10 protein-coding genes are annotated in these 12,815 nt (G+C 47.9%); 7 read left to right on the forward strand and 3 right to left on the reverse strand.

Translation table 11 applies throughout. The annotated features are described in order from the left end of the window. Positions 1-65: 65 nt before the first annotated feature. The 7 genes from AC6CIF_RS27895 to AC6CIF_RS27925 all read left to right on the forward strand — a co-directional run bounded on the left by AC6CIF_RS27895 (position 66) and on the right by AC6CIF_RS27925 (position 8,982). A complete protein-coding gene (locus AC6CIF_RS27895) occupies positions 66-1,853 on the forward strand; it encodes a sensor histidine kinase (protein WP_498202348.1) in 1,788 nt (595 codons plus the stop codon). After that, entirely contained in the window at positions 1,828-3,381 is a 1,554-nt protein-coding gene (locus AC6CIF_RS27900) for a response regulator transcription factor (protein ID WP_076216733.1), read from the forward strand. The genes AC6CIF_RS27895 and AC6CIF_RS27900 overlap by 26 nt, the downstream gene beginning before the upstream one ends. Before the next feature lie 220 nt (positions 3,382-3,601). After that, entirely contained in the window at positions 3,602-4,885 is a 1,284-nt protein-coding gene (locus AC6CIF_RS27905) for an ABC transporter substrate-binding protein (RefSeq protein ID WP_498202349.1), read from the forward strand. A 139-nt stretch (positions 4,886-5,024) separates the two neighbouring features. Then, entirely contained in the window at positions 5,025-5,927 is a 903-nt protein-coding gene (locus AC6CIF_RS27910; RefSeq protein WP_047841423.1) for a carbohydrate ABC transporter permease, read from the forward strand. Between the two features lie 2 nt (positions 5,928-5,929). After that, entirely contained in the window at positions 5,930-6,769 is an 840-nt protein-coding gene (locus AC6CIF_RS27915) for a carbohydrate ABC transporter permease (RefSeq protein WP_076216735.1), read from the forward strand. A gap of 105 nt (positions 6,770-6,874) precedes the next feature. Further along, positions 6,875-8,083, forward strand: a complete 1,209-nt coding sequence (locus AC6CIF_RS27920; RefSeq protein WP_498202374.1) for a rhamnogalacturonan acetylesterase — start codon at positions 6,875-6,877, stop codon at positions 8,081-8,083. 482 nt (positions 8,084-8,565) lie between these two features. Beyond that, on the forward strand, positions 8,566-8,982 hold the full coding sequence (locus AC6CIF_RS27925; protein WP_498202350.1) for a sensory rhodopsin transducer: 417 nt from the start codon (positions 8,566-8,568) through the stop codon (positions 8,980-8,982). Between the two features lie 86 nt (positions 8,983-9,068). Here the strand turns inward: AC6CIF_RS27925 and AC6CIF_RS27930 are convergent, their stop codons facing one another. The 3 genes from AC6CIF_RS27930 to AC6CIF_RS27940 are packed head-to-tail and all read right to left on the reverse strand — an operon-like array spanning position 9,069 to position 12,779. Next, positions 9,069-10,226, reverse strand: a complete 1,158-nt coding sequence (locus tag AC6CIF_RS27930) for a Ger(x)C family spore germination protein (protein ID WP_498202352.1) — start codon at positions 10,224-10,226, stop codon at positions 9,069-9,071. Next, on the reverse strand, positions 10,223-11,692 hold the full coding sequence (locus tag AC6CIF_RS27935; RefSeq protein ID WP_498202353.1) for a spore germination protein: 1,470 nt from the start codon (positions 11,690-11,692) through the stop codon (positions 10,223-10,225). The genes AC6CIF_RS27930 and AC6CIF_RS27935 overlap by 4 nt, the downstream gene beginning before the upstream one ends. Beyond that, positions 11,673-12,779, reverse strand: coding sequence for a GerAB/ArcD/ProY family transporter (locus AC6CIF_RS27940; protein ID WP_498202354.1), 1,107 nt, complete (start codon positions 12,777-12,779; stop codon positions 11,673-11,675). The genes AC6CIF_RS27935 and AC6CIF_RS27940 overlap by 20 nt, the downstream gene beginning before the upstream one ends. Positions 12,780-12,815 lie beyond the last annotated feature (36 nt).

Here is a 12,815-nt window from a genome sequence, read left to right on the forward strand (position 1 = left end):
CTTACAATAAAACCACTAACCTATAGAATGACAGGCACCCCTCGCAAGCCAAAGGAGCGCTTAGGATGAACAGAATTAAGAACGCTTTCACAACACTGCCGATTCATCACAAAACGATTCTTCTCATCGGACTTTTGATGTTGATCAGCTTTACGTTTTATGCGTCCGTACTCCGATATGTGTTCAGTATCTATGACCGTCAGATTTATGAGAAATCCTCGCAGGTCCTCAATATGTCTTCGGTAGGTATTGAGAATCAACTTCGTGAAATTTCTAATCTCTCCTTCAAGGTGATGTCGGACGAGCCGCTTCAGCAATATCTGCTCCAACTGAAAAAGGCCGAAACGGGTTACGAGAAAAATGGATTACGTAAAAAAATTACCAACAGGTTAGTCGCTTATGCCGGTTCCGAAAAATACGTCTATTCCATGTTATTTATCGATAATGATAATAACGTTATGGCTGCAGGCAATCGAGAGGGAATTTCGGAGTCGAAGCAAAAGGAACTGGTTGCACTGGGACAGCAATACTCGGGCTCCAATGCATGGCATACCAGTGGGGATAAGCAGTCCCGACTCTTGTCGGTCCGACAGGTGAAATCCTTTATTGGCGGAGCATTTACATTGGAGGAACTCGGCACACTGATCATCCGCGTCCGGTTGGACCGAATTGTACAGGATCAGATGCAAGAACCAGCAGAGGACTCCCAACTACTGATTACCGATGGAAGAGAAGTGATCTATCCAACAGAATCAGCCGTCAGTGAAGCCGAGATTGAGTCTGAACTGAAGCGCACCCAACCCTACGGAATTGCCATGTTGGAGCAGGGGAGACACTTTGTAGCTCGTGCCCATTCTTCCTATACGGATTGGACCTATTTGTACACAACCCCGTTTGACCAGATGTTTAAAAAGATCCAGTTTGTCAAACAGTTGGTCACGGTGATCTTCATTATGATTTTTCTGGCGGCGCTTATCATTGGAGCGAGATTCTCTCGCAGTATTACTCATCCGATTGCACAGTTGATCAAAAAGATGCGTAATATCGAAAAAGGTGATCTGGATAAGCTGGAGGAGGCTGCTCTCGGCAATGTTCCGATATCTCCACAGAATGAGGTTGGGCTGCTGCATCGCACATTCAAGATGATGCTTCAACGAATACGTGAATTGATTGATGAGAATTATGCCAAGCAACTGGTGATTCGTGAGACGGAGTTGAAAGCGCTTCAGGCGCAGATTAATCCACATTTTCTATACAACACGTTGGAATCCATTAACTGGCTGGCTAAAGTACAGAAGCAACGACAGATCTCGGAAATGGTTGAGGCTCTCGGATTTCTGCTGCGTAGCTCTGTGAACATGTCCGAGAAGTGGATCACGCTGGAAAGAGAGCTGGACATTGTCCGCAGTTACGTGACGATTCAGCGCACACGTTTTGAGGAAAGACTGGACTTCGATATGGAGATTGCCCCAGAGGTAGGAACGGCGCGGATACCAAAGTTAACATTACAGCCTTTGGTGGAGAACGCGATACATTATGCACTCGAACCAAGTATTGACCCTTGCCGGATTCGAATCCGGGCGAGAGCAGAGGGAGATAAGGTGATTATTGAAGTTGAGGACGACGGTCCGGGGATGACACCGGAATTCCTGGAACAACTACACGAAGGACGTATTCAGACAAGAGGACAGGGCATTGGGTTATCTAACATCCAGGAACGAATCAGACTGACCTTCGGCGATGAAGGTGGAATGGTGATGAGCAGCAAGCCCGGATCAGGAACTGTAGTATCGATCAGCATACCTTGGATCAGAGAGGACGATGACGATGTACAAAGTGATGCTCGTAGATGATGAACGTGTCATTCTGGAGGGGATTTCCCAAGTGGTCGATTGGGCCGCGGCAGGAACGGAATTGGTGGGTACGGCGAGGAACGGGATTGAAGCATTGGACAAAATTGGGCAGTCGAGACCCGATATTATTATTACGGATATTTCCATGCCAGGTCTGGATGGTCTCGGACTCATAGAGAAGGCATCCGAAGCATATCCGGGTGTACGTTTCATAATGTTATCCGGCTACAAAGAGTTCGAATATGCTCGCAGAGCGATGCAATACGGTGTGAAGCATTATTTGCTCAAACCCTGCAACGAGAATCAGATCCATGATGCATTAACTGAACTGTTGCAGGAACATCAGGATGCCCAGGTGAAGGAGCATGTTGCAGGTGAGATGAAACAGCGATTGCAGCGTGTCCTTCCGCATGTGAAGGAGCAATTTCTGCTGGAGTTCATGACCAACCGCACCTATGGGCCGGTTGATCTGGAGTATTATCAGGAGCTGTTTGATCTGGAGCTTGAAGAGAACGCAGTTCGGTTACTGTTGTTCCGAATTGTAGATGAACATGATTACAGTCACTTATTTGCGATCAAAAACATTGCCAGTGACCTGCTCCCACATGTCCTGTTAAGCACGACCATTGAAGGCAAACTCCTCATTCTGCTCGCGGATTCAGCTGATCCGGCCGGACTGAAAGAAAGTATTGAAGAGGTTCGGGCTGCATTCACCAGACTATATAAATTGGAAGTGACCGCTGCGCTGAGTGAAGCAGATCGAATGATTCAGTCCCGGCGGTTGTTTCGTGAGGCGTTGCAGTATCTGAACCATCGCTTTTTTATCGGTGAAGGCAAGCTGATTACGAAGAATGATCTGGTACTGGCCGGAGAATGCGACGGATTGCATGTAGAACAGGATGCGGAGCAACTGTGTCAGTTGATCAAATCGGGCAATACCGAGGAAACAGCGGTAGAGGTGGAGCGTCTGTTTGATCTATTATCACGTCAGCAGCTGGAAATCGAGGTGACTCGCTCTTACGTAGTGCAGCTGTACTCGGCGATGGTTCATGTCTGTCCACCTGAGGAGGCAACGGAATTCACCCAGCGTATGGCAGAACTGCCGCATATCGATACGTTATCTGGCTTGAAGTCTTTTGTTGCAAGCAGTGCGGCCCGATTAACTTCCGGTTATTACAAAAACCATATCAGTCGTCAGTCTTCTGCCGTGGAGAAGATGATGGATATCGTGGATCGTCATTATGGAGAGGCGGATCTCTCTCTCAATGGAGTCGCCCATCAGATGTTGTATATGAATCCCGATTATTTGGGCAAGATTTTCAAAAAAGTCACAGGCGAGAATTTCTCCAACTACGTGAATCGCCTGCGCATTGAACGCGCATGTGACCATATTCGCAGAGGCGGGGATGTGAAAGTATTCGAGCTTGCTGAATTGTTCGGATTCGGCGGGAATTCACAATATTTCAGTCAGGTGTTCAAAAAGTGGACCGGGATGACACCTACGGAATTCCGCAGGATCGGCATATAACAATGGACTACCAATCATGTGATTCATGTCTGGGGAGGACGAACAGCGCCGAGAGGGGACTGTTGTCCTCCTCTGTTTTTTGAACCAACAAGACGGTTTTGTGTATTCAACTCTGGTCGTACATTTGCGAAAATGACATTAACAAGTTTGTGAAAGCGTTATCAGAAATAAAAGGATAACTCGTTCACACAACCATATCAACATAAAAGGGGAGATTGGCATGGTGAAAAAGGCAATATTCCTGATGATGGCTGCTTTGCTCGTGTTTACAGCGGCATGTAGCTCAGGTGGAGGAACTGAAGGAGCATCTGGAGATGACTCAGTTACCCTGCGGATCGCTTGGTGGGGCTCGGATGCAAGGCATGAATATACACAGAAGGTCATCGACCTGTACAAATCGAAAAACCCGAATGTCAAAATCGACGTGGAATATGCTTCATTTGATGACTACTGGAAAAAGCTCGCACCACAAGCAGCGGCAAATCAGTTGCCTGACATCGTTCAGATGGATATTTCCTACATCAGCCAATATGCACAGAATGGTCAGCTTGAGGATCTAGCGCCTTATCTGGGCAACCAGATCAAAGTGGACGATGTGTCCGAGAATGTTATCAGCACAGGTGTAATTAACGGTAAACAATATGGTGTACCTGCCGGTGTTAACGTTCTGGGCTTCCAATATGATCCGGCATTGCTTAAAAAAGCAGGCGTGGATGCAATCCCTGACAATATGACTTGGGAATCGTACGAAGCACTGGGTAAACAAACCGCAGAGAAAGGTCTGTATTTGGATGGAGGGATAGCTCCGGATATTTTCTTCCACTACTTCCTGCGTACCAAAGGATTGTCGCTTTACAATGCGGAAGGAACAGGTCTTGGTTATGATGATGATCAAATGTTTGTGGAGTTCTTTGGACTTATGCGCCGCATGATCGAGCAAGGTGCAGCACCAACGCCGGATGTAGCCAACCAAACCAAAGGCATTATTGAGGAATCGGATCTGGTGAAGGAAAAAGGAATTGGCGTATGGCAATGGTCCAACCAGTTCGTAGCCTTGCAGCAGGTAGCGAACCGTCCACTCGAAATCGCTCCAATGCCAGGACCGGATATGGAAAAAGGACTATATATGCAACCAAGTATGTACTGGGGGGTAACGTCCAACTCCAAAGTGAAGGAAGAAGCGGCCAAATTCATTGATTTCTGGGTGAATGACGTGGAAGCCAACAAACTGATCAAAGGTGAGCGCGGTGTGCCAATTTCAGGAGCAATCAAAGAAGCTATCGCACCTGAGCTGAGTGACGCAACGAAACAAGTCTTTGAATTCGTAGCAGCCATGGAGCCTAAGGCTTCACCAATGAGTTCTCCGCCACCAGTTGGTTCACCTGAAGTAATCTCTGCTCTGGCAGATGTGGTTGAAGAGTTGAACTTTGGCAAAATTACACCTGAACAAGCAGCAGAAACATTCCGCAAGAACGCCGAATCTGTACTTGCGAACAATAAATAACAGTTGAATGATGGCTTGCTCGTCCCACTTCAGGGATGGTCGGGAATGGGGCTACTCGCGAATGCGAGGGCCTTTCCCCGTCCAGATGACCGAAGCCAGGATGAGGGAGCAAGCTGATCCATGAAGGAGGTTCGTTCCATTGAGGCAGTATTCGTCGTTACGTAGAAACTTAACTGGATATGCGTTCATAAGCCCGTTTATTATTGGATTCCTGGGCTTCACACTCATCCCCATGTTTGTGTCCTTATATATGTCGTTCACGAGTTATAACTTGTTCACTTCTCCGCGGTGGATTGGGCTTGATAACTACACCAAAATGTTTTTTGATGACCCGAAATATTGGAACTCGGTCAAAGTGACGTTTCTGTATGTATTCATTGGGGTACCGTTAAGGTTGATCTTTGCCCTCTTCGTAGCGATGGTCCTAAACACTGGCTCTCGTATGATTGGAACGTACCGGACCCTGTATTACCTGCCATCCATTATCGGTGGTAGTGTGGCCGTATCCATTATGTGGCGTAACCTCTTCAGTAATGAGGGTGTTATCAACAGTGCTCTTACGGCAATCGGGATCGGGCCTATAAGCTGGTTTGGTGACCCGAATGCGTCCCTGGTTATGCTCATCTCACTGTCTGTGTGGCAGTTTGGTTCGTCCATGCTGATCTTCCTGGCTGGTCTCAAAAATATCCCTACTGAGATGTACGAGGCAGCAGGTGTGGATGGCGCGAATCCTATACGGAAATTTTTCAGCATCACCTTGCCACTGCTTAGCCCGATCGTCCTGTTCAATATGATTATGCAGACGATTGGAGCATTCATGACGTTTGTACCTGCCTATATTATCTCCAAAGGCGAAGGCGGTCCAATGGACGGTACGATGCTGTACTCCCTGTATCTGTTCCGTCAGGCGTTTATGTTTAACAACATGGGTTATGCTTCGGCAATGGCCTGGATCATGCTCATCATGATCGGTATACTCACGGTAGCTGTCTTCCTGACATCCAAGTACTGGGTGTTCTACGAATCTGAAGGAGGGAAGTAACGATGGTTTGGAGAAATGTAAAGTGGCCCGTTTATCACCTGTTCGTTGCAGCTCTTGCCCTCCTGATGCTCTATCCCGTCCTATGGATGCTCTTCAGTTCATTCAAGGAAAGCCGTACGATCTTTGTCACTGCGGATACCCTGTTCCCTACGGAGTGGATCTGGAGCAACTATGTGGATGGCTGGAAAGGCACAGCTGGAAGACCGTTTATGGATTACATCACCAACTCACTTGTAATCGTGGTTATTTCCACTATCGGTGCCGTAATATCGTCATCGCTGATCGCTTTTGGTTTTGCCAGACTTAACTTCAAGGGACGTACATTCTGGTTCTCCTTGATGATGTTAACACTGATGTTGCCACATGACGTGGTATTGGTTCCTCAGTACATCATTTTCACGAAACTCGGCTGGCTGAATACAATTCTTCCAATCGTTGTACCTACATTCTTCGGAATGCCGTTTTTCATCTTCCTGATGGTACAGTTCATTCGAACGATTCCGAAAGAGCTGGATGAGGCTGCAACCATCGATGGATGTAATAAATTCAGACTGTATATCCAGATTATTATGCCGCTGATCAAGTCTTCTCTGGCGACTGCAGCCATCTTCTCCTTCTACTGGAGATGGGAGGATCTGCTTGGTCCGGTACTGTACCTGAACTCACCTGATAAATACACCGTGTCAATGGCGCTGAAAATGTTCCTCGATAGCGAATCTGCTTCCAACTGGGGCGCAATGTTCGCGATGTCCATCGTCAGTCTGGTTCCGGTTGTAGCTGTGTTCTTCATCTTCCAGAAACAAATTGTTCAAGGGATGAGCACCAGCGGATTGAAAGGATAAGCCAGATTACTGTATCTTCGTATCTTCGCCCGAATGAACGTTTACGAAAGTTAACCAAGGAGGTTATCGCTTTTGAATAAAGCTCAGGGTAGTCAGGCCGTTGCCATGGAGGCAGCGGCAGAGGGCCAGGCAGTGTCCGTGACCAGCTGGAAGTTTAACTTTGGACCGGACTCGGGAAGAGCAGATGAGACAGGGGATTATCTGAAAGTAACTGCAACAACCGCATATGAGGAACGCGGAGGGTACGGATTCGAGGCAGGATCTCTGGTGTATGAGAAACAACGCATTCGTGATGACGATGTGTCGGATCCTACGAAACAACATCATAACAATCCGGGGCAGACAACCATGTCTGCCCGATTGCGTTCAGGCTTCTGTATTCCGCTCAAAGCATCGTTTATCGTGGATGTTCCCGACGGAACCTACCAAGTATTACTTGTTGCAGGGGATGAATTGGCTGAGACAGTGACCCGCGTGAAAGCTGGTGAAGGCAGGCTTGTACTGCCAACGATTCGCACACTTCCCGGACAATGCGCAGAGGTTAGATTCTCGGTTGTTGTTCGTGGCGGCAGACTTCGTCTGTCATTCTCCGGTCCTGCACCAAGAATTAATGTGTTGGAGATTACCCTTGCGAATCAGACCATGACCGTATTCCTTGCCGGGGATTCAACCGTAACGGATCAGCCGGAAAGCGGATATCCGTATTGCGGTTGGGGCCAGTTATTGCCAGCACAGTTCAAACATGATGTGGCAGTGGATAATCATGCCCAGTCAGGTCGCAGTTCCCGCAGTTTTATTAATGAGGGCAGACTCAGCGCCATTCTGGAGCGAATCAAGCCCGAAGATTTTCTGTTTATTCAATTTGGACATAACGATGAGAAGCCGGACCCTGAACGTGGGACGGACCCATTCACAACATATAAGGAATATTTGAAAAAGTATATCGACGCTGCACGCGAAGCCAAGGCTCGTCCGGTGCTCATCACCCCGGTGCATCGGCGCTATTTTGCGGATGATGGCACATTGACCGATACCCACGGCGATTATATCATCGCCGTGCGTGAGCTGGCGGAAGAGGAAGATGTTCCGCTGATCGATCTGGCGGAGCGCAGCCGTCTTCTGTTCGAGCAGGCGGGCGTTGAAGGCACCAAGGATGACTTTATGTGGGTGCTGCCAGGCGAGTATGTGAACTTCCCATCAGGCGTGGAGGATAACACGCATTTTCAGGAACGAGGCGCCCGCCGCCTTGCCCAGCAGGTGGCAGAAGCCATCCGCGAGTTGCAATTGCAACCGTTGCAGATGTATCTGCGGTAGGTGAGTAATCGTAGCAGTTGTAGAGGACTTGTTTTTACTGTTCTAGTAGATAACTTACCGCAGGATTTTAAGTCCTGTGCGTCTGTATTTAAGCGTAGCGAGTTAAACGAAGTAACGAGCCAGCAAAAGTTGCCCAGCGAATAGCGAAGGCAATAATCTTTTAAAAACAGGCGAGCGTAGCAGCGGAGGAGGGCGGAATCGGGTAGAGGGAGCGAAGCGTCCGCCTTTGGAGCGGGATTTCCCCTGCTGAGGGGGAATTGAATAGAAATCCCGAGCCAACAGCGGCCCACAGCCCGATCCGTCCGCCAAAGCGGCTGCCCCGCGAGCCCACGGGTTTTAAGAGTTGCCCCCCCGAATGAGCCGAAGAAATCCCGAGCCAACAGCGGCCCACAGCCCGATCCGTCCGCCGAAGCGACTGCCCCGCGAGCCCACGGATTTTTAACCTAATATTACAAATCGCAAAAAAAGGAGGATATATTTCAATGACACCTGACCAGACAGAATCAGGCACATCTGCCGGTAAGAATGTTTCAGCAGCCACAGGTCATACCTACTGGGTTATTCCGGATGGTTACATTCCCCCGGAGAGCCGGGGCACATTGGAGAGTCATGAGAGCGTCTGTGTACTGAACACCAGTGCCACGGATGCGGAGCTGCACATCACGATTTACTTTGAAGACAGAGAACCACTCGAAGGTATGGTCGCTGAAGTGCCAGCAAGAAGGACGAAGCATATTCGGACTGCATCGCTTCGCTCCGGAGAACAGTCTATTCCGCCGGGCGTGCCTTATGCGATTACGGTTTCGAGCAATATCCCGGTTATCGTCCAGTACAGTCGTTTGGACACGACCCAGCCTGAATTGGCTTTGATGAGTGTCATGGCGTATCCATTAGGATAACTTCCCCAATCGACAGCATAGCTGGAGATGGTAAGAAGCCCCGTAACCTTGCATTCAATGCAGGTACGGGGCTTTTATTTCTTCATTTATTCGCTGTATTTATACGTGCTCGCATTCAGGATATCCACGTGAACCTCCACTTTTCCAAGCTTAAAACGTTTGAGTGGATCCGCCCGGTTGTTGACTTCCTGTTTCCATAAGGGAAGGTTGTGGCGATATAAGTGTTCCACAAGACCATAGGAATCAATCATGCGTGACTTGGTTTTTTCAAACGTATCTCGGATTTGGGATTCGATCTGTTTCTCGGCTTCTTGTTCCATGGCATCTGGAGACCGAGGAGCCCCATGATCTTCGGTGATGGTGCTTTTGACCGAGGTAACCAGATCAAATGTGACGCCATCACCCTGCTTCCTCGCCTTGATTTTTGTCTTGGGATGATGAAGCAACAAGGTTAAATCAGGAGTTTTTCCACCATTCCCATATACATATAGTGGGTACTGATGTACCCGCTCATAATTTACGTATCGTGTACCATCTGCGTCTGCTCCTGCAACTCTACCCTGACTTGTACCTTTGGATATCACATAAAATCCATCCATTTTAACAAGGGGAGGCGTTTTATCGCCGTTGAACCAAGTCTCGTTCCTCGTTGAAACGGAGGGTAAAAGAACGACGGAAGCTGGTTCCCGTAATCCATCGAGAAGCTGATGGAGCCGGATAGGTTCGTAACCAGAATGCTGTTTGTATAGTCTCATGGGCTCAAATAATTCAATGGTCTGGGCGGATTGGTTCAACAATGCAGAGGGAGAGAGTACATCCGGAATGTTATGCTCTGTAGCGTAGATCCAGGGTGTATATCTCAATTGGCCTGAATGAAGAAGTGTATTAAAGATATCCTCCAGTCGCCCATCCAAGACTCTTTTGGATAAAACAATAGCTTTCACATGAGTCCAGAGCGTTTGCTGCTGTGACGTTTCATACAAATCGTTAATAGCCATACTCAGTGTTTTACCCTCGCCCCGTCCAGTCCAGATATCCCTAGTCTCCCGGGAAGTTGGCGTTTCCTGTTTTGCAATACTGGAGAAGTCAATCAGTTGGGCATAAGCAATATACTGGTTGTCTACATAGTCGATTCCTATCGCTGTAATGAAGTTTATACTTTGCACCTCTTTGGAATCCCAGCACCCCGTTAGCAGGATCAAGCAGCTTATAAGAAGGCCGCTTATGGATACCCATCGTTTCACGGACGTTTCCTCCGGCGGGTAGAATCCTGTGTATGAAGTGCTTCTGGGCGCTTGGTTCTTTTCATGGAAGGTGGCATGGATACGGCCTGAGTGAAGTCTCCGGGAATGTAGGGAGATACAGGTGACAGATAGGATACGCCATAACACTCCAACGATACGAGATGCACCAACAGGGCGAATAGTCCGATCATAAACCCAAATAATCCAAGAATGGAAGAGACGAGTAACATCCCGATCCGAATGTGTGCAGTAGCCCCGCTTAGTACAGTATTCACGAGAATATAGCTGGAGATGACCGAGATCGCAACCGTGACAATAATCGTAGGGGACGTAATCCCGGCTCTAATGGCAGCATCCCCAATAATAAGCCCGCCGACAACGCTTACCGTTTGCCCCAACGCACGTGGTAACCTACGCCCTGCTTCGTTGAATAGCTCGAACATAAAAATCATCAGGAACGCTTCCAGCGTAACAGGCATTGGCAGGCCCATTCGAGTGCCAGCAATCGTTGCCAGAAGAGGCAGGGGAATCTGTTCCACATTGAAGCTGGTCAGGCCAATATAAAAACCTGGGAAGAAACAGGCGATCAGCAGCCCTGAAATACGTAATATCCGTTCAAAAGTAACGATAAAAAAGGGTGTACTTTCGTCCTCCGGAGACTTCAATTGATTGAAAAGTGTAGTTGGCGCAATGACTGCTACAGGAGAACCTTCGATCAAAACGGCAAAACGACCGTTTAACAGGGAATCGACGACAAAATCAGGACGCTCGGTATTATCTGTAAGTGGAAAGATACTCCGAATCCCTCCCATGACAGCTCGCTCCATGATTGAGGTGCCCAGAATGCCGTCAATCTCAATCTGATCCAGATTGTGCCGAGCTTCTTTTAGAATATCTGGATTGATAATATCTTTTACATATAGAAGTCCAATGGCTGTCTGGGTACGACCGCCTTTGACATATTTCTCATAACACATCGAAGATGTTTTCATTCGTTTGCGTATAAGGGCCACGTTGGTAGTGAGTTCTTCGGTGAATCCGTCGCGCGGGCCTTTAACTGATGTTTCAATGGCTGATTCTTCTGGACTGCGTCCAGGGATATCAGCAATATCCACACTGCAGGACTGCACACCATTACCGAAAATGATCACTAGTTGTCCACTAAATATCAACATATTGAGCTTGTTAGTATCTGTGAGGTCATCCAACGGATTCAACGTTAATCCCAGTTCTTTAGGGTGTGATTCCTCAATGATCAGGGAGTGCTGTTCCAGACGGGGGATAATAAATTGGTTAATTTGTTTACCGTCGACGAGACCGTCGCAATAAAGCAGAATTACGGGCTGATCAGATTCATCTTTGACAGGAAAGGTCTGAATAACGACATCTGCACATGGATTGAACTGCTCTTTCAAAGAGGCAAGCAGTGTTTCATGGGACATGGTGTCAATCGCTTGATGCTCCATGATGTTTCCTCCTCTGATGGCGTGAATGGATAAAGGCAACCGTCGTTGCGATAATCGCAAGTCCGCTCAGATACACGAGATTGAACGGGAATATGTATTCGACCAGAAGCTTTTCGAAGGTCATATCATCCAGAGGATACAACATGGTTAGAATAAAGAAGACACCTAACGAGATACAACTGATAAGCCTTCTGGTAGAGCTCTTAATATTCCATATTTCTACTACAATATACATGGCGAGACTAATCCGGGTGAACGAGCCTGCGAGCCACTGGTAGATGGAAAAGAAGTCGGTCTGGGCGATGTACTTTCCCAAAGAGGCAATTCGCCATTCTTCAAAGGCGGGATATCGCATTTTGGCAGCCTCAAAAGGATCAAATTCCACAATCGCCCCGATGAGTGGGCCGACTGTCAGTCCCACAAGAATGAGTGCGAGCATCAGATACTGCCATACACGTATACGTTTGGTGAGATGAGGCTGGATATACCAGATGAACAGCAGTTCAAACATGCCTGCAAGACTGTAAATCATGCCATTCAGCACTGGATGCCAGCCATGTTCTAACACAGGCAGGAGACGACTGTAATCCTTGTATTGAGTGTTCACAATTGCAACATAGAAGCCCAGCAGTACCACTAGTGGAAGGATCAATCCTGCCGTAAATGCGAGTGAGCGGATGCCTTTATATGCCCCATAGGCACAGAGAGACATTAAGGCAATACTGGTTACCAAAACTGGTGTCTCTGTCAGGTAGTTTGTTTTGGCCCAAGTCGTGGTATCGTGCAGGGTGAAATAGATTACGCTCAGAAAAAAGAGACTGTTCCCAACTCGAAAGAACAGGCCGATAGGCTTGCCGAGACGAGATGTTAACCATTCATGCAGAGTTTGATGCTGGAGGAACCGAGAGACATAGGCGAGCATTAGCGCAAATATCAGAAATGGCCCGGCTGATAACAGGACGGAAATCCAAGAATCCCTTTTGGCCGCAGCCAAAAGGGCAGGAATAATCAGAACATGGCTGATCAAGCCAACGGACAACATGATCAACATCATAGCTTGCAAAAAAGAAGGCTGTGTTCGTTTCATGCTGAGGGGTCTCCTTTTCCCAATAGACTGTCCTCA

The organism is Paenibacillus sp. GQ49, from assembly GCF_059759055.1.

Bases quoted from the DNA above. Each gene is read 5' to 3' on its own strand.
- AC6CIF_RS27895 (WP_498202348.1), top strand. From the start codon at position 66: ATGAACAGAATTAAGAACGCTTTCACAACACTGCCGATTCATCACAAA.
- AC6CIF_RS27900 (WP_076216733.1), top strand. From the start codon at position 1,828: ATGTACAAAGTGATGCTCGTAGATGATGAACGTGTCATTCTGGAGGGG.
- AC6CIF_RS27905 (WP_498202349.1), top strand. From the start codon at position 3,602: ATGGTGAAAAAGGCAATATTCCTGATGATGGCTGCTTTGCTCGTGTTT.
- AC6CIF_RS27915 (WP_076216735.1), top strand. From the start codon at position 5,930: ATGGTTTGGAGAAATGTAAAGTGGCCCGTTTATCACCTGTTCGTTGCA.
- AC6CIF_RS27920 (WP_498202374.1), top strand. From the start codon at position 6,875: ATGGAGGCAGCGGCAGAGGGCCAGGCAGTGTCCGTGACCAGCTGGAAG.
- AC6CIF_RS27925 (WP_498202350.1), top strand. From the start codon at position 8,566: ATGACACCTGACCAGACAGAATCAGGCACATCTGCCGGTAAGAATGTT.
- AC6CIF_RS27935 (WP_498202353.1), bottom strand. From the start codon at position 11,692: ATGGAGCATCAAGCGATTGACACCATGTCCCATGAAACACTGCTTGCC.
- AC6CIF_RS27940 (WP_498202354.1), bottom strand. From the start codon at position 12,779: ATGAAACGAACACAGCCTTCTTTTTTGCAAGCTATGATGTTGATCATG.